Source organism: Streptomyces composti (assembly GCF_012034205.1).
Lineage (GTDB): Bacteria > Actinomycetota > Actinomycetes > Streptomycetales > Streptomycetaceae > Streptomyces > Streptomyces composti.
In genome coordinates, this window is record NZ_JAATEM010000001.1 from 101,174 (window position 1) to 122,540 (window position 21,367).

Genomic DNA, 21,367 nt, shown 5'->3' on the forward strand with positions numbered 1-21,367 from the left:
TCCGTCCGGGTCCTCCCCGGCGTTCCCGGGGGTCGGGTCAGGCTGTCAGTCACCGGAGTACCGCTGCTCCTCCCACGGATTGCCGCGCTCGTGGTAGCCGTTGCTCTCCCAGAAGCCCGGCTCGTCGTGGTCCAGCAGCCGCAGACCCGCGATCCACTTGGCGCTCTTCCAGAAGTACAGATGCGGCACGAGCAGCCGGGCAGGTCCGCCGTGCTCCGCGGGCAGTGGCCGGCCGTCGTACTCCCAGGCGATCCAGGCCCGGCCGCCGGTGACGTCCGCGAGGGGGAGGTTGGTGGTGTAGCCGGTGTGCGAGTAGGCGACCACATGGGTGGCCGACTCCAGGGGGCGCACCTGGTCCAGGAAGGCGTCCAGGGACACCCCGCCGAACCGCACGCCGAACTTCGACCAGCTCGTCACGCAGTGGACGGCGCCCTCGTACGCCGAGGCCGGCAGCCGGTGTGCCTGCTCCCAGTCCCAGCTGCGCGGCTCGGCCACCAGCCCGTCGATGCGGAAGGTCCAGTCGGCGGGCGCGATGTCCGGGGTGACCTCGGCGGAGAGCACCGGCCAGGCGTCACCCGCGTCGTACTGGCCGGGCGGCAGACCGGGATTGTCCACGCGGGGGCGGCCGGAGAAGCCTCGGGTGATGTTCACGTGATCGGTGTTCCGTTACGACGACTGCTGCGGACTCGGCTTGCTGGCATGAGGCCCGGCTGCCGGCGGAAAGCCCGCACGGGCGCGACATGTTCCGCGGTCAACCGTACGGGGTGACCGCCGGTGCCCGCACAATGATCATGCTCGCCCCGCCGGGAGGCGCTCCGGTAGGGTGGCCGTCCGGCCGCGGACGGGCCCGGCCGGGGAAACGAGGAGGTGAGCCCCATCACCGCTGTACCGCCGTACCGGCTCGGGTGCTCCCTCACCGACGCCACGCGGACCACCAGAGGCCGGTGACCGCGGGGAGAGCGCCCTCTCTCCGAAAGGCATCCGCCGCCCATGCCGTCATCCGCATCCGCACCCTCACCCGCCTCACGCGACGCCGTGGTGGCCGCGCTGCGCGCCGCCGGCTGTGTCTTCGCCGAGGACGAGGCCGAGCTGATCCTCACCGCCGCCTCCGCCCCGCGCGAGGTGGCCGCGATGGTGGAGCGGCGCAGCTCCGGACTGCCGCTCGAACTCGTCGTCGGCTGGGCCGAGTTCCGCGGTCTGCGCATCGCGCTGACCCCCGGCGTGTTCGTGCCCCGCCGCCGCACCGAGTTCCTGGTGGACCAGGCGCTCGCCCAGGCGCCGCGGGCGCGGGTGGTCGTCGACCTGTGCTGCGGCTCGGGAGCCGTGGGCGCGGCGCTGGCCGAAGGACTCGGCGGGGGTGAGACCGAACTGCACGCCGCCGACATCGACCCGGTCGCCGTGCGCTGCGCCCGCCGCAATGTCGCCGGGGTCGGCGGACGGGTGCACCGGGGTGACCTCTTCGAGGCCCTGCCCGCCGCCCTGCGCGGCCGTGTCGACATCCTCGCCGCGAACGTCCCGTACGTCCCCAGCGACGAGATCGCACTGCTGCCCGCCGAGGCCCGCGACCACGAACCCCTGACCGCCCTCGACGGCGGATCCGACGGGCTCGACGTGCTCCGGCGGGTGGCCGCGGAGGCGCCCGGCTGGCTCGCTCCGGGCGGCTGCCTCCTGGCGGAGACCGGGCGTCACCAGGCTCCCGCCGCGCTCGCCGCGTTCACCGGCGCGGGCCTGCGGGCCCGCCTCGCCGTCTCGCAGGAGTACCACGCCCATGTGGTGATCGGCGTCCGGCCGTGACGGCTCAGTCTTCCCGCGCGTGGGCGATCAGCAGGGCCACGTCGTCGAAGTTGTCGGGCTCGTGCAGCGTGCGCAGCAGCAGGTCGCAGACCTCCTCCAGCGGGCGGCCGGGGCAGTCCAGCAGCCCGAGCAGACGCTGGAGGCGTTCGTCGAGCGGGTGGTGCCGGGTCTCCACGAGCCCGTCGGTGTACAGCACCAGCCGGTCGCCCGGTCCCAGGTCCACGGCGGTGGTGGAGAAGCCGACGCCGCCCACGCCCAGCGGCACGCCCGTCGGCAGCTCCAGCAGCTCCGGCTCCCGGCCGGCCCGTACCCGCACCGGCGGCAGATGCCCGGCGTTGGCGATCAGACAGCGCCCCTCGCGGGGGTCGTGGACCACGTACAGGCAGGTGGCGATGGCCTGGTCGAGGCCGCCGGTGATCCGGTCCAGATGCTCCAGGAGCACCGCCGGGTCGAGATCGAGGGAGGCCAGGGTGTTGGTGGCGGTGCGCAGCCGGCCCATGGTGGCCGCCGCCGTGATGCCGCTGCCCATGACGTCGCCGACCACCAGCGCCGTCTTGCCGTCGTCGAGCTGGATGACGTCGAACCAGTCGCCGCCCACCTCGCTGGTGGCGCCGGCCGGCTGGTAGCGGGAGGCCACCTCCAGGCCGCCGGTGACCGGCGGGTGGCTGGGCAGCAGGCTCCGCTGGAGGGTGAGCGCGGCGTCCCGCGCGTTCTGGTACCAGCGGGCGTTGTCGATCTGCACCGCGGCCCGCGACGCCAGCTCCCGGGCCAGCAGCAGGTCGTCCTCGTCGAACGGCAGCGGGTTGCGGGTGCGCTTGAGGTCCAGGGCGCCCAGCACCTCGCCCCGAGCGATCAGCGGAACGGCCAGATAGGAGTGGACCCCGGCCCGCGCCAGCAGGTCCGCCGCCTCCGGCGACCGGGCGATGCGGGGCAGGTCCTCGTCCTTGACCTGCGGCACCATCACCGGTCGTGCGGTGCGGACGCACTCGGTGACCAGCCGGTCAGGGCCGTAGCGGGCCACCTGTCCCGGCGGGTCGGCCGCCTGCAGCGCCTCCGGGGCGTCGTCGGCCCGGACCGCGAGCGCCCGGATCGCCGCGGGCTCCGCGGGGCCCAGCGTGCTGCGCCGGCCGCGCACCACCGCGTCCAGCAGGTCCACCGCCGCCACGTCGGCCAGCTCGGGCACCGCCACATCGGCGAGCTCCCTGGCCGTGCGGTCCAGGTCGAGCGTGGTGCCGATCCGGGTGGTGGCGTCGGCGATCAGCCCCAGGCGGCGCCGGGCGGCCTCGGCCTCGATGCCCGCCCGGTACTGCTCGGTGATGTCGACCACCGACACCGCCACGCCCAGCACGGTGCCCAGCGCGTTCTCCAGCCGGTACAGCGACACCGACCAGGCGTGGTCCTCGTCCGGGTCGGCAGGGGTGCGGCCGATCGTCGGCTGGTCCACCACCGGTTTGCCGGTGTCCAGGACCTGGCGGGCGGCCGACTCGATGGTGTCGGCGTCCATCAGCGGCAGCACCTCCCGCACGGTGCGGCCGAGGTGCTCGTCCGCCGGGACCCCGTTGATCTGCTCCAGGGCCGGGTTCACCGAGACGTACCGCAGCTTGCTGTCCAGTACGGCCAGGCCGATCGGGGACTGGGCGACGATCCGGGTGGACAGCGCCACGTCCCGCTCCAGCCGGCGCACGGTCGACTGGTCCACGGCGAGGCCGAGCGCGTACACGTCGCCCCGGTCGTCCAGCAGCCGCATGTTGCGGAACTCCACCAGACGGGTGGAGCCGTCCTTGCGCCGTATGGGGAACGCGCCGGCCCAGCTGCGTCCGGTGCGCATCACTTCGGCGAAGAGGTCGACCACGAGGCTGAGGTGCTCCTCGTGCACCATGATCCGGGCGGCGTACTGGCCGAGCGCCTCCTGGGCGCTGTAACCGAACAGCTCCTCGGCCTGCGGGCTCCACAGCACCACCCGCCCCTCGGCGTCCAGGACCACCGAGGCCACGCCCAGTACGTCGAGCAGCCCGCTGGGGCGCACCGGCCCGCGCGCAGGCCCGTCGCCCTCGACCTGGGGTGACCCGGCTGCACTCATCCCACGCCCCGCCTTCGCCGATCCTCACGGCCCGCCGTCACGGTGCCGACTCCCGTGTTCTACCGTGCGCGGGGGCGATTTTCCGCCGCTCCTGCCGTCTCCTTCCACCTTCTCCCAACTTCGCGGCGGGCGTACCCGCGACGGGCCCCCGAATCCGGGTACCCGCACCGTGCCACGCCCGCTCATGCCGCGGAAGGGCCCGCTCGCGGGTAGTGCCCCGTGGCGCGCGGTGCTTTCCTGGGTGAAGGGTGGGGCAGCGCCGCGGGGGCAGGAGAGGAGCGATCACGATGGCCAGCGAGCGACCGCACCCCGAGACGGTCTCGGTCGAGATCAGCGGATGCAGCAAACACGACGCCCGGATCGTGTTCGACGCGCTCTGCGCGTGCTTCTCGTCCGACCGGTGCGAGGACGACATCCCCGAGGAGTTCCACGAGACCCGGCCCACGGTGTGGCTCGGCACCTTCGACGTGGCCGACGCCCGCGAGGGCGCCGCGCAGCCGGCCCGGCTGTCGTCCTCGGTGGAGGCCGATGTGCACGGCGGCTACTGGGCGATCGACCGGTTCCGCTCGACTCTGGACTCCCTGTTCACCGTGCACGACCTGAGCATGGTCTCCGGTGACCAGGAGGAGGAGCTGCACCTGGTGCTCGAGAGCCACCGCTGACGGCCGCGGCCGAGGGGTCGGTGTGCCCTCCGTCACTGCTTTATGCAACTCGTTGCATAAAGCGGCGGGTGTCCTCTACAACAGGAGGCACCACACCCGCGCTCGGAGGGCCCGATGACCCGTTACCCGCACCTGCTCTCGCCCCTCGACCTGGGCTTCACCACGCTGCCCAACCGTGTCCTCATGGGCTCGATGCACGTGGGTCTCGAGGAGGCCGAGGGCGGCTTCTCCCGTATGGCCGAGTTCTACGCCGCCCGGGCCCGCGGCGGGGTGGGGCTGATCGTCACCGGCGGCATCGCCCCCAACGACGAGGGCCGGCCCTACGAGGGCGGCGCCAGGCTCACCACCGAGGAGGAGGCCGGGCAGCACCGGGTCGTCACCGCCGCCGTCCACCGCGAGGGCGGGCGCATCGCCCTGCAGATCCTGCACTTCGGCCGGTACGCCTACCACCAGGACCTGGTCGCCCCGAGCCCGCTGCAGGCGCCCATCAGCCCCTTCGTACCGCGCGAGCTCACCGACGCCGAGATCGAGCGCACCATCGACGACTACGCCCGCACCGCCCGCCTGGCCCGCGAGGCCGGCTACGACGGTGTGGAGATCATGGGCTCCGAGGGCTATCTGATCAACGAGTTCATCGCCCGGCAGACCAACCAGCGCACCGACCGCTGGGGCGGCTCCTACGAGAACCGCATGCGCTTCCCGGTGGAGATCGTCCGCCGGGTGCGCGAGGCGGTCGGCGAGGACTTCATCGTCGTCTACCGGCTGTCCATGCTCGACCTGGTGCCCGGCGGCTCCACCCTCGACGAGGTGATCACCCTCGCCAAGGCGGTCGAGGACGCCAGGGCGACCATCATCAACACCGGCATCGGCTGGCACGAGGCCCGCATCCCCACCATCGCCACCTCCGTGCCCCGCGGCGCCTACACCTGGGTGACCAAGCGGCTCATGGGCGAGGTCTCGCTCCCGCTGGTCACCACCAACCGCATCAACACCCCCGAGCTGGCCGAGCAGTTGCTCGCCGAGGGCTGCGCGGACATGGTGTCCATGGCCCGCCCGATGCTCGCCGACCCCGACTTCGTCGCCAAGGCGGCGCAGGGCCGCCCCGAGGCGATCAACACCTGCATCGGCTGCAACCAGGCCTGCCTGGACCACACCTTCAGCGGCCGGATCACCTCCTGTCTGGTCAACCCGCGCGCCTGCCACGAGACCGAGCTGGTGCTCTCGCCGACCCGCCGCCGCAAGCGGATCGCGGTGGCCGGCGCCGGACCCGCCGGGCTCGCCTGCGCGGTGAGCGCCGCCGAACGCGGCCACCACGTCACGCTGTTCGACGCCGAGAGCGAGATCGGCGGGCAGCTCAACATCGCCCGCAAGGTCCCCGGCAAGCAGGAGTTCGACGAGACCCTGCGCTACTTCCGCACCCGGCTCGCCGAACTCGCCGTCGACGTACGCCTCGACACCCGCGTCACGCCGGCCGACGTCGACGGCTTCGACGAGATCGTCGTCGCCACCGGCGTCACCCCGCGCGTCCCGGACATCCCGGGCGTCGACCACCCGAGCGTCCTCGGCTACCTGGACGTGCTGCGCGACGACGCCCCGGTGGGGGAGCGTGTGGCGATCCTCGGCGCGGGCGGCATCGGCTTCGACGTCGCCGAGTTCCTCACCGACCCCGGCGACAAGGCCCACGAGAACCCCGAGACCTACTTCCGTCACTGGGGCGTCGACCTCGACTACCGCGGCCCCGGCGGGCTCGCCGAGCCGAAGCGGCCCAGGCCGCCGCGCACCGTGCACCTGCTCCAGCGCAAGACCACCAAGGTCGGCGCGGGCCTGGGCAAGACCACCGGCTGGATCCACCGCACCGAGCTGCGGCACCGCGGCGTGACCATGGTCCCGGGCGTGCGCTACGACCGGATCGACGACGCGGGACTGCACCTGACCGTCGACGGCGAGAGCACCGTCCTGGAGGTCGACACCATCGTGCTGTGCACCGGCCAGGAGCCGCGCCGGGACCTGTACGAGGAGCTGGCCGCCGCCGGACGTCCGGTCCATCTGATCGGCGGGGCCGACGTCGCCGCCGAACTGGACGCCAAGCGCGCCATCAAGCAGGGCACCGAACTGGCGGCGGCGCTGTAAGGGGGCGGCAGGACCACGGCCCGGTGGGCCGCGGAGGGGAAGGTACGGGCCGGGGCGCCGCCCCGGCCCGTACCTAGGATGAGTCCATGTCACTCCCGCACGCGATCCTCACCGCCCTGCTCGAGAAGCCGTCGTCGGGGCTGGAGCTGACCCGCCGGTTCGACCGGTCGATCGGCTACTTCTGGTCGGCGACGCATCAGCAGATCTACCGCGAGCTGGGGAAACTGGAGGCCGACGGGCTGATCAGGGCGCTGCCCGCCGAACAGCCGGCCCGCGGGCAGAAGAAGTCCTACGAGGTGCTGCCGGCCGGCCGGGCCGAACTGGCCCGCTGGACCGCCGCGCCCGGGGAGCCGAAGCCGCACCGGGACCCGCTGCTGCTCCGGCTGCGCGCCGCGGCCGTGGTCGGCACCGAGGGCCTCGAGGCCGACCTGCGCCGCCACCGCGAGCTGCACGCACGGCAGCTGGCCGAGTACCAGGAGATCGAGCGGCGCGACTTCCCGCCGGAGCGCAACGCCCCCGAGGACCGGCTGCGGCACCTGGTGCTCCGGGCCGGCATCGACCTGGAGACCTTCTGGACACAGTGGCTCGACCACGCGCTCGCCGAGTTCGAGCGGCTGCCCGGGGCGAAATTGGCCGACGCGGATTCTCCCGAGGTCCCGTCCGCCGGGTCCCGGCCCGCGGAAGGGGCCTGACGACGCCGGCCGCCCACCGGAGCGCATCGAAGCCGGGCGGCCGGCGCCGGGTCACAGGCGGTGCGGCCGGGTGCGCCGGCGCAGGTACCAGGCGGCTCCGGCGACGCCGCCGGCGACCAGCGCGCCGCCCGCCACCAGCGTCACCGTGCCGTAGTCGGTCGAGCTGCCGCCCACGCCGCCCATCACCCCGCGCGACGGTGAGGCGGTCGGGCTGGGGGAGGTGGGCGCGGAGGAGACGACCACCGACTGGGTGCCCGCGGTATTGCCGTTGGAGCACATGACGATGACCGTGTAGGTGCCCGGGCTGACGTTCGACCAGGCTGCGGACTGGCCCGCCGAGGTGCCCGAGAGCGCCACCTGACGGCCTTGCGAGAAGGTCGCCTGGCTGCCGGTGAGCAGCGAGGCGGTGCCCCAGCTGCCGTTGATCTGGGTGCACGCGGTCGTGGTGACCGACACCGTCGACCCGGAGGTGCTGACGGAGATGCCCGCCGCCGCGGCGGGCGGGGCGAGGGACAGAGCCAGCGCGGCGGCGGCTGCCGCGGTCGGACCGGTGCGGATCAGAGGCTTCGCAAAGCGCATGTCGACTGCCTTCCGGCGGCACGGCTGGCGGTACATCCCTTGCGCCGCCGAGGATCGGGGAAACGCCCGTGCTGCCACGGGGCCAGCCAATGCGCAGCCCGCGGCCGACGCACTCCGGCTGCCGCCGGGCAGGTGACGAAGTCCGCCCTCCGGCCGATGGCCGGAGCCGGCGGCCGAAGCACGCCGCCGGGACACCTGCGGCGGAGGACCGGCGACCGGTGAGCCGGCGACGGACGGCCGGTGTCGGAAACCCGCCGAAGGAGAGCCGGAGGGGGCCGCCGTCACATCGCCGGGCCGAGCACCGCCGAAGGCGGCGAAGGCCGGTGACGGAAGGTCAGCGGGGCGAGCCGGTGCGCACCGTGCGCTCGGCGGAGAAGCCGCCCCAGGTGCCGTCGGGCAGCAGCGCACGGATCCGCACCCGGTGACTGACGCCCGGCTCACGGCCGGCGTAGAAGCTGTGCTTCGCCCGGTCGCGCGGCGGTTCGCCGCCGAACACCAGCGAGGTCGCGGTGCGGCCGTCCAGCTGGATCTCGTACTCGGTGATCACCCCGTCCGCCCGGGGCGGCACCCAGCCGAGGTCGATGTAGTACGCGCCGTCGTCCCCGCGGTGGGTGCCGGCGCGGAACTCGGTGGGCGCGGTCGAGGCGCCGTCGTCGCGGCCCGGTGTGGTGACGCGGACCGCGGGGCTCGCGGGGGAGAGGTTGTCGGCGGCGTCCCGGGCCCGCACGGTGAACGCGTACCGCGTGCCGGGCCGCAGCCCCGTGACCACGGCGGCCGTCTGACCGCCGCCCACGCTGTGCACCTTCGACCCGCCCTGGAGGATCTCGTACGAGACCACGCCACGGTCGTCCTTCGCCGCGGACCAGGAGAGCTGGACGGCCCTGGCGCCGACCGCCCGCCCCCGCAGCCGCCCGGGCCGGCCGGGTGCCGAACGGTCGGCCTCGGTGGCCGGCGGCGTCGTCGCCCGGACCGCACGGCTGCGCGGGCCGAGACGCCCCTCGGTGTCCCGCGCCCGCACGGTGAAGACATAGGTGGTGGACGGGCGCAGCCGGGTGACGTCCACCATGCGCTCGGAGCCCGGCACCTCCTCGACCTTGGTGCGGCCCCGGTACACCTCGTACCGGCTCACCTCGGCCGCGGTCCCGGTGACCGCGTTCCACATCACATGCACGCTGGTGGCGCTGCCGGCCCGGGCGGTGACTCCCGTCGGCGCGCCCGGCGCCGGGCCGTCGTCCGCGTTCCCCGTCCCGCCCCAGCCGCAGGAGGCGACCAGCAGCAGCGCCCCGCACGGCGCGAGCCGGCGGAGCCGGGGGAGCCGGGGGACGGCACGGGGGACTCCTGGCACGGTTCAGCCTCCCGGGGCAGCACACGGGAACGGTCCGGCAATGGTCCGGACCAATATGACGCGAGTGACGCGGTCACATCAAGAGGTGGGTCCTGGGTGCCCGCGGCGGCATTCCGTATGCTGACGGGGCACGGCTGAACTGCTCCCGGGTGCCGGGGAGTTCATGCCCGCGGCGCGGACATCGCTGTCGTCGCAGATCCCGCGCCGACTCAGTGGCCGGGCGGCCGGAGCCGGTACCGACTCGGGCCCCCGGCCGCCGGTCCCGCCCGGTTCCAGGTGCGTCGTCCGGCCGTGTTGCGGTGGCCGTGCCGTGACTTCGGGATGAGATTGGCCCTGATTGCGCCGTTCTGTCCCCCAGTGAGAGGCATGCCACGTGTCCCCAGCCCCATCGATCACCCTGGCCCTGGCCGGCGCGGCCGCGCTGCTCGCCCCCGCGGCCCTGCACAGCGGCCCCGCCACCGCGACCGAGTCCCGCCCCCCGGCCGCAGCCGCCAGGGCGGACGGCGTGACCGCCGCCCAACTGCTGGCCAAGGTGCGCGACTGCACCCGGATCAGCAGGGGCCTCTACCGCACCGACCAGGGCAAGGCCCCCACCGTCCCCGTGTGCGGCACCACCGGGGCGGTGTTCTGGAAGGCCGACATGGACATCGACTGCGACGGACGCCCGGGCACCTACTGCAACGCGCGCACCGACCCGCACTTCTCGGCCTCCACCGCCTTCGCCCAGTCCGACGGACGCCCGCTCAGCTCGGAGCAGCTGCCGTTCATCGTGGTGCCCGCGCCCAGCACCCTGTGGGACTACCGCGCCAGCGGCGTCCGCGGCGGCTCCGTGGCGGCCGTGATTCATGGCGACCGGGTGCAGTACGCCGTCGTCGGCGACACCGGCCCGGCCGGCATCATCGGCGAGGCGTCCTACGCGACGGCCAAGGGCCTCGGCATCGACCCGCACCCCCAGCGCGGCGGGGTGCCGAGCGGGGTCACCTACATCGTCTTCAAGAACAGCCGGGTGAGCCCCATCGAGGACCGCGCCGCCGCGGAGGCGGCCGGCGAGCGGCTCGCCCGTGCCTTCACCGGCGGCGACTGATCACCCGTCGGCCCTCCGCGCCGCGCGTTCGTGCCTCACACCTTCCGGTACGCGTACGCCTCCTGGGCAGCGGCCGCCACCGCCTCGAGGCCGGCCCCGGTGGCCGCCGTCACCACCGCGGCCACCGCGCCCTCCACGAAGGGGGCGTCCACCAGGCGGGTGTTGTGGGGGAGTTCGTCGCCCTCGGCGAGCAGGGTCTTCACGGTGAGCACCGCGCTGCCCAGGTCGGTCAGCACGGCCACCCCCGCTCCCCGGTCGACGGAGGCGGCCGCCGCGCCGATCAGCTCGGCGCTGGTGCCGAGTTCACCCGACTCCGTGCCGCCCGCCGGGGCCACGGGCACGGCCGCGCCGGCCCCCGCGAGCCCCTTGGCCAGCTCCGCCACCGACGCGGCGACCTCGGCGCTGTGCGAGACCAGCACGATCCCGACCAGCTTGTCGTCACTCGCCACCGGACTCACCGCCCGCCTCCGCGGTCCCGGCCAGGGCGGCGATCAGCAGCGCCGACGAGGTGGCCCCCGGATCCTGGTGCCCGATGCTGCGCTCCCCCAGATAGCTCGCGCGGCCCTTGCGCGCCTGCAGCGGTGTGGTGGCGACGGCGCCCTCCTCGGCGGCCCGGCGCGCCGCCGCGAAGGAGTCGCCGAGCGCGTCCACCGCGGGGACCAGGGCGTCCACCATGGTCTTGTCGCCCGGCGCCGCTCCGCCCAGCTGCTTCACCGCCTCCACCGCGGCGCGCAGCGCGTCGGCCAGCTGCTCCTCGCTCACCTCGGCGGCGTCCCCGAGCGCCTTGCCGGTGCGGCGCAGCAGCGTTCCGTACAGCGGGCCCGAGGCGCCGCCCACCTTCGAGATCAGCAGCCGCCCCGCCTGGGTCAGCACCGCTCCCGGAGTGGCGGGCGGTTCCTTCTCCAGCGCCTCGCGGACCGCGGCGAACCCGCGCTGGAGGTTGGTGCCGTGGTCGGCGTCGCCGATGGGCGAGTCGAGCGCGGTGAGCCGTTCCGCCTCGCGGTCCACGGACGAGGCGGCCGCCAGCATCCAGCGGCGGAAGAAGTCGGCGTCGAGCACGGGTACTCCTTGCGTGGTCGTCGACGGTGATCCGGTCGGGTGCTCCGGACCCTGATCACATGCCCCAGCGCAGCCCCGGCGTACTCACCGGCGCGTCCCACAGCCGCAACAGTTCCTCGTCGGCCTCGCACAGCGTGACCGAGGCGCCCGCCATGTCCAGCGAGGTGACGTAGTTGCCGACCAGCACCCGGGCGACCGGGACACCCCGCTCGGCGAGCACCCGCTGCACCTCGGCGTTGAAGCCGTACAGCTCGAGCAGCGGCGTCGCACCCATGCCGTTGACCAGGAGCAGCACCGGGTTGCGCGGCGTGATGTCGTCCAGGATCGCCTGCACGGCCACCTCGGCGATCTCGCCCGACGTCATCATCGGCCGCCGTTCCCTGCCGGGCTCACCGTGGATGCCGATGCCCAGCTCCAGCTCGCCGGGCGGCAGCTCGAAGGTGGGCGTGCCCTTGGCGGGAGTGGTGCAGGCGCTCAGCGCCACACCGAAGCTGCGGGACTTCTCGTTCACCTGCCGGGCGAGCGCCTCCACCCGGTCCAGCGGCGCGCCCTCCTCCGCGGCGGCGCCCGCGATCTTCTCCACGAACAGCGTGGCGCCCGTGCCGCGCCGGCCCGCGGTGTAGAGGCTGTCGGTCACCGCCACGTCGTCGTTGACCAGTACCTTGGCCACCCGGATGCCCTCGTCCTCGGCGAGTTCCGCGGCCATGTCGAAGTTCAGCACGTCGCCGGTGTAGTTCTTCACGATGAACAGCACCCCGGACCCGCTGTCCACGGCCGCCGCCGCCCGCACCATCTGGTCGGGCACCGGGGAGGTGAACACCTCGCCGGGACAGGCCGCCGACAGCATCCCGGGACCGACGAACCCGCCGTGCAGGGGCTCGTGCCCGGAGCCACCGCCGGACACCAGCGCCACCTTCCCGGCCACCGGCGCGTCCCGCCGCACCACCACCCGGTTCTCCACGTCCACCGTCAGCTCCGGGTGGGCCGCGGCCATCCCGCGCAGCGCGTCCGCCACCACGGTCTCCGGGACGTTGATGAGCATCCTCATGGGTACCTCCTGTGATCGACCGGGCGAGCCCTGACCCGCCTTCGCGGGACCCGGGCACACGGGGCCGGTTCCCGGACGACGGCGACTGACACTGACGGCAGTATCTGCCCTGCGGCGGCCGAGGTCACGCAGTCGGCACCCGGCCCGTCGCCGTGACGGGCGAGCGGGGCCCGGGCCGTGGCACGTGCGGCGCCGGACGGCCGGGCCGGGGCCGCACCGGGCCGGCGCCGGGCGGCCGGCGGTATCCGGGCGATCGCGGTGCGGTCGGGCATCGTCCCGTCCGCCGACGTGCCGTCAGGACACAGGACGAGCGGGCCCGTGCACACCACGGCGCGAGGTGTGCACGGGCCCGCTCGGGAGCCGGGCCGCGGGGGCGGTCAGACGGTGGTCTTCACCGACTCCTGGTCCTCGTCCGGGTCCTGCAGGCCGGCCTGGCGGCGGCGGACGAACTCCAGGAAGGAGTTCAGCTCGCGCTTGACCAGCGGGGCGAGCAGGTACAGACCGATGATGTTGAAGACCGCGAGCATGAAGAGCACGGCGTCGGCCAGGTCGATCAGCGTCTGCAGCGTCAGCAGCGAGCCGGCGATGGCGAAGACGGTGTAGACGACCTTGTAGACCAGCTCACTGGTGCGGGTGCGGCCGAACAGGTACGTCCACGCCTTGAGGCCGTAGTAGCCCCAGGTCAGCACGGTGGAGAAGGCGAACAGCAGCACCGCCACGGTCAGGACGTACGGGAACCAGGGCAGCACCGTCTCGAAGGCGTCCGAGGTGATGGTGACACCGCCGATGTCCTTGCCCAGGCTGTCCGGGTTGGCGATGACGATGGTCAGCGCGGTCATGGTGCAGATGACGACCGTGTCGATGAACGGCTCCAGCAGCGCGACCAGGCCCTCGCTGGCGGGGTGCTTGGTCTTCACGGCCGAGTGGGCGATCGGGGCGGAGCCGAGACCGGCCTCGTTGGAGAACGCAGCTCGCTTGAAGCCGATGATCAGAGCACCGATGATGCCGCCGGCCACGCCCTCGGGGTCGAAGGCGCCGTCGACGATGTCGACCAGGGCACCCGGGACCGCGGTGGCGTTGACCAGGATGACCGTGAGGCAGGCCAGGATGTAGACGATCGCCATGGCCGGGACCAGGCGGCTGGTGACGTTGGCGATGGAGCGGATGCCGCCCAGCAGCACGATGCCGACGAGCGCGGCGATCAGGATGCCGAAGAAGAGGGCGCCGGCCGAGGAGCCCAGCGCGCCGTCCTCGCCGCCGGCGACGGAGACCAGCTGCGCGTAGGACTGGTTGACCTGGAAGAGGTTGCCGCCGAACAGACCGAAGAACAGGATCATGAAGGAGGCGAGCACGGCCAGGACCTTGCCGAGCTGCTTGCCCTTGCCGCCGAAGCGCTCGGTCAGACCTTTGGGCAGGTAGTGCATCGGACCGCCGGAGACGGTGCCGTCGGGGTGCACCTCGCGGTACTTCACGCCGAGGGTGACCTCGACGAACTTGGTGGCCATGCCCAGCAGACCACAGACGATCATCCAGAAGGTGGCGCCCGCGCCGCCGATGGAGACCGCGACGGCCACACCGGCGATATTGCCGAGGCCGACCGTGCCGGAGACGGCGGCGGTCAGCGCCTGGAAGTGGTTGACCTCGCCGTCCGACCCCTTCTCGTCGTACTTGCCGCGTACCACCGCGACCGCGAGGCGGAACTTGCGGAACTGCAGGAAGCCGAACCAGAGGGTGAAGACGAGGCCCGCGATGGCGAGCCAGGCGACGATCAGCGGAAGGTCGGTGCCCGCGACGGGCACCGCGTAGAAGACGACTTCTCCCAGCCAGGTGGCGATGGGTTCGAAGAATCCGCTGACGGCTTCGTCGACGGACCGGGTGATGGAGTCGAGTGACACAGGGCTACCTCGTGGCGCAGGAGCGGTGGTGGGGAGACGGCGCCGACGGCATGCGCCGTCCTGGAGCGCACACCGTTGTCCGGCAGTGACCTGCGGTGTGTCGCTCCGCGAGTGCGGAACGTGACCGCTCAGGTCGTACAGCCGACGGAGCCGGACCTTCCGCAGGCATACCCAGGGGTGCGGCCCACCTGCGGAGTTGCGTCGTTTTACCACGCTCCTTCTGGCGCACTAGTGAGGCATCTCACATAACCATCAGTAACTTGGCAAAATCCCAGGGCTCGAGACCGGACCGTTATCCGGAAGCGGATGTCCGTTCACCGGACATCCATATCCCGCTTGGTGATCGCAGTTACCGGGCCGACCCGGCGGACGATCGGATTCCGCCTGTTGCCGTCATCTGTCTGCCGTGCCGTCCGCGAGGTAGCTTGGATGAGGAAGGCCCCTTAAGGAGGGCGATTCCATGCCGTGGATCCTCTGGCTGCTCGCCGCCGCGGCATTGGGTGCCGCCGAGTTCTTCACCCTCACGCTGGTCTTCGGTCTGCTGGCCGGCGCCGCGCTGGTGGCCGCCGTGGTCTCCGGGGTGGGCATCGGCCTTCTGGGACAGCTTCTGGCCTTCATCGCGGCAGCCGCGGCCGGCCTGCTCGTCGTCCGCCCGGTGGCCCTGCGGCAGATGCGGCAGCAGCCCGTCTTCCGCGAGGGCAGCGACGCGCTGATCGGGCGGCGCGCCGAGGTGGTGCAGGAGGTCACCGCGACCCATGGACTGATCAAGGTGGGCGGCGAGGAGTGGTCGGCCCGCGCATATGACGAGAGCCTGGTGATCCCGGTCGGAGCGCTCGTGGACGTCATGGAGATCGACGGCGCCACCGCCGTCGTCTACCCCCGCGAACTCCTCCCCTGAACGGCTGAACACACCGCAACGGAGGCACTGTGGACCCGCTTGTCATCCTTCTCGTCGTGGCGGCCCTGGTGGTCGTGTTCCTGGTGGCCTCCACCGTGCGGATCGTGCCGCAGGCGCGCCGCTACAACATCGAGCGGTTCGGCCGTTACCGCCGCACGCTGCAGCCCGGCCTGAACTTCGTGGTGCCGGTGGCGGACCGCGTCAACACCCGGCTGGACGTGCGCGAGCAGGTCTACTCGTCCGATCCGCGGCCGGTGATCACCGAGGACAACCTCGTGGTGAACATCGACACCGTGCTCTACTACCAGATCACCGACCCGCGGGCGGCGGCCTACGAGGTCGCCGACTACCTCCAGGCCATCGACCAGCTCACGGTGACCACCCTGCGCAACGTCATCGGCAGCATGGACCTGGAGGAGACCCTCACCTCCCGCGAGGAGATCAACTCCCGGCTGCGGGCGGTGCTCGACGACGCCACCGGCAAGTGGGGCATCCGGGTCAACCGGGTGGAGATCAAGGCCATCGACCCGCCCTCCACCATCAAAGAGGCCATGGAGAAGCAGATGCGGGCCGAACGCGACAAGCGCGCGGCCATCCTGCACGCCGAGGGTGAGCGGCAGGCCAAGATCCTCACCGCGGAGGGCACCAAGCAGAAGGACATCCTGGAGGCGCAGGGCGCGCAGCAGGCCATGATCCTGCGCGCGGACGGCGAGGCCAAGGCGGTGGAGCTCGTCTTCCAGGCCGTCCACCGCAACAACGCCGACCCCAAGGTCCTCGCCTACAAGTACCTCGAGACGCTCCCGAGCCTGGCGAGCAGCGACAACAACACCTTCTGGGTGATCCCCGGCGAGCTGACCGAGGCGGTCCGCACGGTCACCCGCGCCTTCGGCGACCAGCCGGCGGACGGGGCCGCCCGGTCCGCGCAGCCCGAGGAGGCGGCCGAGGGCGGCACCGAGGCCCGGGGCGCCGCGGACGAGGGCGGCACACCGGCGCTCGAGGCACGGCACGCCCCGATGCCCGCGGAGACCGCCGCGGCCGCCGACGAGGCGGTGAAGCAGGCCGCGGCGGCGGTCAGCGACGCGAAGGCGGAGGCCCAGGCCGCCGAGTCGCCCCGGCGGGCGGCACCGGGCGGCTGAGTTCCGCAAGCGGCGCCGGGCGGCTGAGGCCCGGAGAGCGGCGGGCGGGCGGCTGAGCGCTGAGTCCTGACGGGCGGCACCGGGCGACCGCGCCGACGGGGGATGCACCCGGCTGCGCGGCTTCGGCGGGCGAGCCGGAGGGACGGGGTCCCGCGGGCAGAGGCCGCAGCAGGCGGCCGGACCGCCCCCTGGAGTCCCCGGGCCGGCCCCGTCGGCCGCCCTCGCGCGGGGGCGCTCAGGCCGTCCGCCCGGCCTCCGGGGCGCCGGCGCCGCGAGCGTACGCGGACTTCACCTCCGCCCAGCGTGCCGCCTGCGCCTCGGTGAGGGTGCCGCGCAGCTCGGTCAGCTTGAGCAGGTTGGCCTCCGCACCGGTGGTCAGGGTCTGCGCCTCGGCGGCGTAGTGGTCCCGGACGACCGCCGCCAGCTCGGAGTCGTCCATCGCCGGACGGATGCGCTGGGCGATCCGGTTCATGGTGCGGTACGAGCCCTGCAGCCGGAACGGCGGCTCGGTCCGCGTCGCCTCGGACTGCGCGGCCGAGGCGATGTACGCGGCGTTGACCGCCAGCACGGTCTCCCGCGCGGCCAGCAGATGCCGCAGCACGGCCAGGATCCGCTCGAGCTCCACCTGGTCGTAGCCGTGGGAGAGCTGGTCGGCGCCGGCCCCGAGGTCGCCCCGGGCCAGCCGGATCAGCACGTCCAGGTCGGACCGCTCCCGGCCGGCGAGCGGCGCAAGGACGGGGTTGGCGGTGAGGGCGTTCTCCACGAAACTCAGCGCGAACAGGTCCTCCTTGCCGGTCAGCACGTCGCCGAGGTTCCACACGTCGGCCCGGTTGGCGAGCATGTCCGGTACCCGGAAGCGCCCGCCGGACTCGGTGTAGGGGTTGCCGGCCATGCAGACGGCGAACCGCTTGCCGCGCAGGTCGTACGTCACGGGCTCGCCGTCGCGCACGCCCTCGATCCGGCGGGTGGCGTCGCACAGCGAGATGAACTTCTGCAGCAGCTCCGGCGAGGTGTGCTGGATGTCGTCCAGCAGGAGCAGCGTGTTGTTGCCCGCCTCGAGCGCGAAGTTGATCTTCTCGACCTCGCGGCGGGCCGTGGCGTTGGGCGCCTCCGCCGGGTCGAGCGAGGTGACGGCATGGCCGAGCGCGGGGCCGTCGACCTTCACCAGGAGCAGCCCCAGCCGGTGCGCCACGTACTCGACGAGCGTGGTCTTGCCGTAGCCCGGCGGTGAGATCAGCAGGAGCAGCCCGCCGGTGCCGCCGTGCGCACCGTCCGCGGTGCCGATCTGCCGGGCCAGACTGTCGCCGAACAGCGGCAGGTACACCTCGTCGACGAGCCGGCCGCGGACGAACGCCGGCAGCACGCGCGGCCGGTGGTCGTCCAGCCGCAGCCTGGTGCGCTCGGCCGCCACCAGCTCGGCGCGGCGCCTCTGGTAGGCGCGGTGCGCGGGCACCTCGTGGGCCCGGAAGTCCCGGGTGCGGGCGAGGAACTCGTCCAGACGGACCGTCAGGACGCCGCCGTCGATGCGCGGATGGGTGCCGAGCAGCCCCTCGACGGTCACGGTGAGCGGCGCGTCGGAGGTGTACCGCGGCAGCCCGGGGCACAGCTCCACGGCCACCGCCTCGGCCAGGTCGCCCGGGCCGGCGTCCGTGCCGGTGGACGACGCCCAGGTCGTCAGCCAGGCCTCGACGAGCTGCCGGCGCACGGCGAGGTCGTCCAGGGCGGCCAGGTCCTCCTCGTAGGCCGGGCCGCCCACCGTGCGGCGGAACTTCTCCAGCAGCGTCAGGGCACCGGCACTGACCACAAAGCCCTCGGGGCCGCCGGTCAGTTCCTCCACCAGGTACGCGGCGGCGGCGTCCGCGTGCTCGCCGCCGATGGCCCCGGCCAGCTCGGAGCGCAGCTGCTCCAGCGCGGCCACCGGGCCGAAGGCGTCCCGGGCGCGGGCCAGGGACACCGCGCGGCGGGACCAGCCCTGCCGCGCCTCGGCCGTGGTGCCGTGCGCCCAGAACAGCTGGGCGGCGGCGCGGGCGGCCGGTTCGTGGCGCAGCGGGCCGGCACCGGCGTACAGCGGCAGCAGCGCGGTGAGGATCAGCACCGTGTCGTGGTCGTGGATGCCGCGCTCGTACCCTTCCTCGTAGGCCTCCTGCGCCCGCTCGCGCACCAGGGCCGGGAGGTCCGCGCCGGCCGGCGCCTGCGGTCCCAGCTCGTCGAGGAGGCGGGCGGCGAGGTGCTCGGCGCGGTAGACGTCCGGGGACTCCGAGGGCAGCGGGCGGTCCCAGAAGCGGCGCGTCTGTGCGAAGCCCGGGTCGGTGACGGGGGAGCGGTAGTCGGTGCCGGTCACCGCGAACGCCAGGCCCTCGCCGTGCGGGACCAGGGTCAGGTCCAGGGGCTGGGAGTTGACCGCGAAGCGGTGGCCGCCGAGACGGATGGTGCGGCCGTCGTCCTCGAACAGATCCCCGCGGTCGCGCAGCGCGCGCAGCGCCTCCTGCCGGGCGGACGCCAGACGGCCCTCCCACTCCTCCGCCCGCACCGCGTCGCCCAGGTCGCGCAGTTCGGCGGTGATCCGGCGAAGCTTCGCCGGCATCGGGTCGGAGGTGAAGTACGTGGCGACGGCGTCCGCGTCGGCCAGCGCGGCGGCCCGCCGGGCCACCGTGCCGAGCACCCGGTCCGCCGACTCGGCGAGCCGCTCGGCGCGGCGGGCCCGGGCGTCGGCGAGGGTCTGCTTGCGGGCGGCGAACGCCTCGTGGATCTCCTCCCGCTTCTCGGCCAGCCGGCCGAGGAAGTCCTCGAACTCGGCGAACCGCCCCTCCAGCGTCTCGACCTGCACCAGCAGCCGGGCCAGCTGGTCGTCGCAGGCCGCGGGGCTGTCGGCCGCGGCCAGTGCACCGGTCACCGACTGCGCCAGCAGCGTGAACTCGGCGGCGAACTCGGCGCGGCCCTCGCGGTCGAGCAGCGCACGGCGGCGGTTGTCGAGGACGGCGCGGGCCCGGTTGACCCCGCCGAGCACCTCCGCGATCCGCTCCAGCACGGCCGTGCGGACCGTGGCGTCGCCCATGTCGAGGCCGCCCACCACCTCCGTCACCGTCTTCAGCTGCTCGGACAGCTCCGTCAGCCGTGCCGCGACCGGCTCGGCCTCGGCGACGGTGGCGACCTGCTCGGCCGCCGCGACGAGCTGCTCGATGCCGGCCCGGTGCCCGGCGAAGGCGTCCTCGTGGGACAGGTGCTCGACGGCGCGCCGCCCGAAGGAGGCGAGGTCGTCCTCGATCCCGGCCGCGAGCTCGTCGATGCGGCCGGTGTCCGCGTAGGGGAGGTCCTTCAGCGTGAGCAGATGCCCCTGGGCCTGCCGCAGTTCGGTCAGCCCGGCCACCCAGGCCTCGGCGGCGCGGGGCGCCTCGCCGCGCAGCCGCCGCACCACCGCACCGGCCCGCTCCGCGGTCTCCGCCACGGCGGCCCTGGCCCGGCCGGTGAGCGCCCGGACGTTCTCGAACTCGGCCAGCACCTGCTCCGCCGTCTCGCGGACCTGCCGCAGCGGAGTGAGCAGATCGCCGAGTCCGTCCTCGCCCAGCCAGTGATAGGTGTCGGCGGTGCGCACGCAGGAGGTGACCAGCGCCTGGTACACCTCGGCCGCCTCCGTGGTCTCCGCGACCGTGCGGGTGACCGACAGGCAGTCGGAGATGCCGCGGACCAGATCGGCGTTGCCGACCCGGGCCAGCGGGCCGCTGCCGGTGAGCCGGGCCGCCGCATGGGTGTCGGACACGTAGGGGGACCGCCACAGCTGCACGGGGTGGACGCGCCGGGGTTCGTCGCCGGCCCGCAGCAGGAAGAGCGTGCCGTCGTCGAGCAGCGCCCAGCCGCGGCACGGCAGCGGGGTGGCGATCTCCTTGCGGATCATGTTGTACGGCAGCAGCAGGCTCCTGCCCCGCCCAGGCGCGTGGAAGGCGAACAGCACGTCCTCGCCGTTGGGCGAGCGCACCACCCGCTCCAGCTCCAGGCCGTCCGCGTCCACCCCGGCGAACGTCTTGTACGGGCCGGTGGACAGGCAGTACCCGCCGGGGAAGACGATGCCCTGGTCGTCGGGCAGGCGGCGGCAGGCCTGCCCGATCCCGTCCAGCCGGACGACCGTCCCGGTGAGCGTGTTGCACACCAGGTACCGGTGGGTCTCCTCCTTGTAGGGCAGGACGCGCAGCAGGATCAGGGCGCCCACCCGCGCGTACGCGATGGAGGCGTCGGCGAGCGACTGCAGCGGCTCGTCGACCGGCTCGCGGTGGACGCCCTCGCCCGTCTCCGTGTCGTTCTCCGTCTTGACCACCAGCGCACCGCCGACGGTCGTCACGAACAGCTCGCCGTCGACCGACACATGCGGGTGCCGGCCCAGGACGTGGTCCTCCCGCGTCGTCTCGCGCCAGAGCACGTCGTGCGAGTCGGGGAAGACATGGTCGCGTTCGCCGCGGGAGTCGAGGAAGGTCACCCTGCCGTCGTCGGACACCGACCAGCGCAGCACCCGCAGATCGCCGGGCTTCTCACCGGTGCGGAACACCGCCAGCAGCTTGCCGTCGACCCGGCGCAGCTGCAGCAGCCGGGCCTGCCGGTAGTAGCGGTGCAGGTCCGCGAACTCCTTGCGGAAGGCCGGATCGTCGAGCAGTCCGGGCACCGCGCCGGCGTCCAGCCGGTTCAACTCCCGGTCGTACAGCGCCAGGACGTCACAGGCGGCCGGCTCGGCGCCCGCGTCCAGGACGCCGGAGAAGCCGGCCAGCAGCACCTCGCCGACGGCGACCAGATCACCCGGCACACAGGTCCGCTCGGTGTGCAGCGACTGGGTGCCGGACAGGGTGAGGCCCTGGGAGCCGAACTCCTCGACGCGGCGGGCGTTCAGCGCCTCGGCCCGCCGGGCGAGTTCGGCCGCCTGCGCGGCGAGCCGGTCCCGCAGCAGTTCGTAGGTACCGGTGTCCAGGCCGGTGGTCATGG

Annotated in this window: 16 protein-coding genes; 7 read left to right on the plus strand and 9 right to left on the minus strand. The window is 73.5% G+C overall.

Annotated elements, in window-relative coordinates; all coding sequences use genetic code 11:
- Window positions 1–45 precede the first annotated feature (45 nt).
- A complete protein-coding gene (locus tag HCJ93_RS00500; protein ID WP_167990035.1) occupies window positions 46–651 on the minus strand; it encodes a sulfite oxidase-like oxidoreductase in 606 nt (201 codons plus the stop codon).
- 339 nt (window positions 652–990) lie between these two features.
- On the opposite strand from HCJ93_RS00500, the gene HCJ93_RS00505 reads away from it, so the two are divergent.
- A complete protein-coding gene (locus HCJ93_RS00505; protein ID WP_167990036.1) occupies window positions 991–1,794 on the plus strand; it encodes a putative protein N(5)-glutamine methyltransferase in 804 nt (267 codons plus the stop codon).
- Window positions 1,795–1,798: 4 nt separating this feature from the next.
- Here HCJ93_RS00505 and HCJ93_RS00510 read toward each other — a convergent pair whose 3' ends face one another.
- Window positions 1,799–3,874: a SpoIIE family protein phosphatase gene (locus tag HCJ93_RS00510; protein ID WP_167990037.1), complete on the minus strand. Its 2,076-nt coding sequence runs from the start codon at window positions 3,872–3,874 to the stop codon at window positions 1,799–1,801.
- Between the two features lie 287 nt (window positions 3,875–4,161).
- Here HCJ93_RS00510 and HCJ93_RS00515 point away from each other — a divergent pair, with 287 nt between their 5' ends.
- From HCJ93_RS00515 to HCJ93_RS00525, 3 genes are all read left to right on the plus strand, one after another.
- Window positions 4,162–4,536, plus strand: a complete 375-nt coding sequence (locus tag HCJ93_RS00515) for a hypothetical protein (RefSeq protein ID WP_167990038.1) — start codon at window positions 4,162–4,164, stop codon at window positions 4,534–4,536.
- Between the two features lie 114 nt (window positions 4,537–4,650).
- On the plus strand, window positions 4,651–6,666 hold the full coding sequence (locus tag HCJ93_RS00520; RefSeq protein ID WP_167990039.1) for an oxidoreductase: 2,016 nt from the start codon (window positions 4,651–4,653) through the stop codon (window positions 6,664–6,666).
- An 86-nt stretch (window positions 6,667–6,752) separates the two neighbouring features.
- Window positions 6,753–7,358 (plus strand): PadR family transcriptional regulator, encoded by a 606-nt coding sequence (locus HCJ93_RS00525; protein WP_167990040.1) that lies wholly within the window; start codon window positions 6,753–6,755, stop codon window positions 7,356–7,358.
- Window positions 7,359–7,409: 51 nt separating this feature from the next.
- On the opposite strand, the gene HCJ93_RS00530 is transcribed toward HCJ93_RS00525, so the two are convergent.
- Both HCJ93_RS00530 and HCJ93_RS00535 read right to left on the minus strand, forming a co-directional pair.
- The gene (locus tag HCJ93_RS00530) at window positions 7,410–7,937 is read right to left on the minus strand and encodes a hypothetical protein (RefSeq protein ID WP_167990041.1); all 528 of its coding nucleotides are present in this window, start codon (window positions 7,935–7,937) and stop codon (window positions 7,410–7,412) included.
- Window positions 7,938–8,271: 334 nt separating this feature from the next.
- On the minus strand, window positions 8,272–9,282 hold the full coding sequence (locus HCJ93_RS00535; protein WP_167990042.1) for a fibronectin type III domain-containing protein: 1,011 nt from the start codon (window positions 9,280–9,282) through the stop codon (window positions 8,272–8,274).
- A gap of 373 nt (window positions 9,283–9,655) precedes the next feature.
- On the opposite strand from HCJ93_RS00535, the gene HCJ93_RS00540 reads away from it, so the two are divergent.
- Window positions 9,656–10,366 (plus strand): glycoside hydrolase family 75 protein, encoded by a 711-nt coding sequence (locus HCJ93_RS00540; protein WP_309141277.1) that lies wholly within the window; start codon window positions 9,656–9,658, stop codon window positions 10,364–10,366.
- A 35-nt stretch (window positions 10,367–10,401) separates the two neighbouring features.
- Here the strand turns inward: HCJ93_RS00540 and HCJ93_RS00545 are convergent, their stop codons facing one another.
- The 4 genes from HCJ93_RS00545 to HCJ93_RS00560 all read right to left on the minus strand — a co-directional run bounded on the left by HCJ93_RS00545 (window position 10,402) and on the right by HCJ93_RS00560 (window position 14,368).
- Window positions 10,402–10,815 carry a PTS-dependent dihydroxyacetone kinase phosphotransferase subunit DhaM gene (locus HCJ93_RS00545; RefSeq protein ID WP_373563537.1) on the minus strand — a complete coding sequence of 138 codons (414 nt, stop codon included), beginning with the start codon at window positions 10,813–10,815 and terminating at the stop codon, window positions 10,402–10,404.
- Window positions 10,805–11,425 carry a dihydroxyacetone kinase subunit DhaL gene (gene dhaL, locus HCJ93_RS00550; RefSeq protein ID WP_167990044.1) on the minus strand — a complete coding sequence of 207 codons (621 nt, stop codon included), beginning with the start codon at window positions 11,423–11,425 and terminating at the stop codon, window positions 10,805–10,807. The genes HCJ93_RS00545 and dhaL overlap by 11 nt, the downstream gene beginning before the upstream one ends.
- A gap of 55 nt (window positions 11,426–11,480) precedes the next feature.
- Window positions 11,481–12,473: a dihydroxyacetone kinase subunit DhaK gene (gene dhaK / locus HCJ93_RS00555; protein WP_167990045.1), complete on the minus strand. Its 993-nt coding sequence runs from the start codon at window positions 12,471–12,473 to the stop codon at window positions 11,481–11,483.
- Between the two features lie 377 nt (window positions 12,474–12,850).
- Window positions 12,851–14,368 (minus strand): alanine/glycine:cation symporter family protein, encoded by a 1,518-nt coding sequence (locus HCJ93_RS00560; protein WP_167990046.1) that lies wholly within the window; start codon window positions 14,366–14,368, stop codon window positions 12,851–12,853.
- Between the two features lie 460 nt (window positions 14,369–14,828).
- Between HCJ93_RS00560 and HCJ93_RS00565 the strand changes: the two genes are divergently transcribed.
- Window positions 14,829–15,266, plus strand: a complete 438-nt coding sequence (locus HCJ93_RS00565) for an NfeD family protein (RefSeq protein WP_167990047.1) — start codon at window positions 14,829–14,831, stop codon at window positions 15,264–15,266.
- A 29-nt stretch (window positions 15,267–15,295) separates the two neighbouring features.
- A complete protein-coding gene (locus HCJ93_RS00570; RefSeq protein ID WP_167990048.1) occupies window positions 15,296–16,402 on the plus strand; it encodes an SPFH domain-containing protein in 1,107 nt (368 codons plus the stop codon).
- A gap of 235 nt (window positions 16,403–16,637) precedes the next feature.
- On the opposite strand, the gene HCJ93_RS00575 is transcribed toward HCJ93_RS00570, so the two are convergent.
- Window positions 16,638–21,365, minus strand: coding sequence for a DNA repair ATPase (locus HCJ93_RS00575; protein ID WP_167990049.1), 4,728 nt, complete (start codon window positions 21,363–21,365; stop codon window positions 16,638–16,640).
- Between the last annotated feature and the right edge of the window lie 2 nt (window positions 21,366–21,367).

Excerpts from the sequence above, each read along its gene's own strand:
- HCJ93_RS00565 (WP_167990047.1), top strand. The coding sequence starts at position 14,829 with ATGCCGTGGATCCTCTGGCTGCTCGCCGCCGCGGCATTGGGTGCCGCC.
- HCJ93_RS00505 (WP_167990036.1), top strand. The coding sequence starts at position 991 with ATGCCGTCATCCGCATCCGCACCCTCACCCGCCTCACGCGACGCCGTG.
- HCJ93_RS00530 (WP_167990041.1), bottom strand. The coding sequence starts at position 7,937 with ATGCGCTTTGCGAAGCCTCTGATCCGCACCGGTCCGACCGCGGCAGCC.
- HCJ93_RS00515 (WP_167990038.1), top strand. The coding sequence starts at position 4,162 with ATGGCCAGCGAGCGACCGCACCCCGAGACGGTCTCGGTCGAGATCAGC.
- HCJ93_RS00575 (WP_167990049.1), bottom strand. The coding sequence starts at position 21,365 with ATGACCACCGGCCTGGACACCGGTACCTACGAACTGCTGCGGGACCGG.
- HCJ93_RS00510 (WP_167990037.1), bottom strand. The coding sequence starts at position 3,874 with ATGAGTGCAGCCGGGTCACCCCAGGTCGAGGGCGACGGGCCTGCGCGC.
- HCJ93_RS00520 (WP_167990039.1), top strand. The coding sequence starts at position 4,651 with ATGACCCGTTACCCGCACCTGCTCTCGCCCCTCGACCTGGGCTTCACC.
- dhaK (WP_167990045.1), bottom strand. The coding sequence starts at position 12,473 with ATGAGGATGCTCATCAACGTCCCGGAGACCGTGGTGGCGGACGCGCTG.
- HCJ93_RS00525 (WP_167990040.1), top strand. The coding sequence starts at position 6,753 with ATGTCACTCCCGCACGCGATCCTCACCGCCCTGCTCGAGAAGCCGTCG.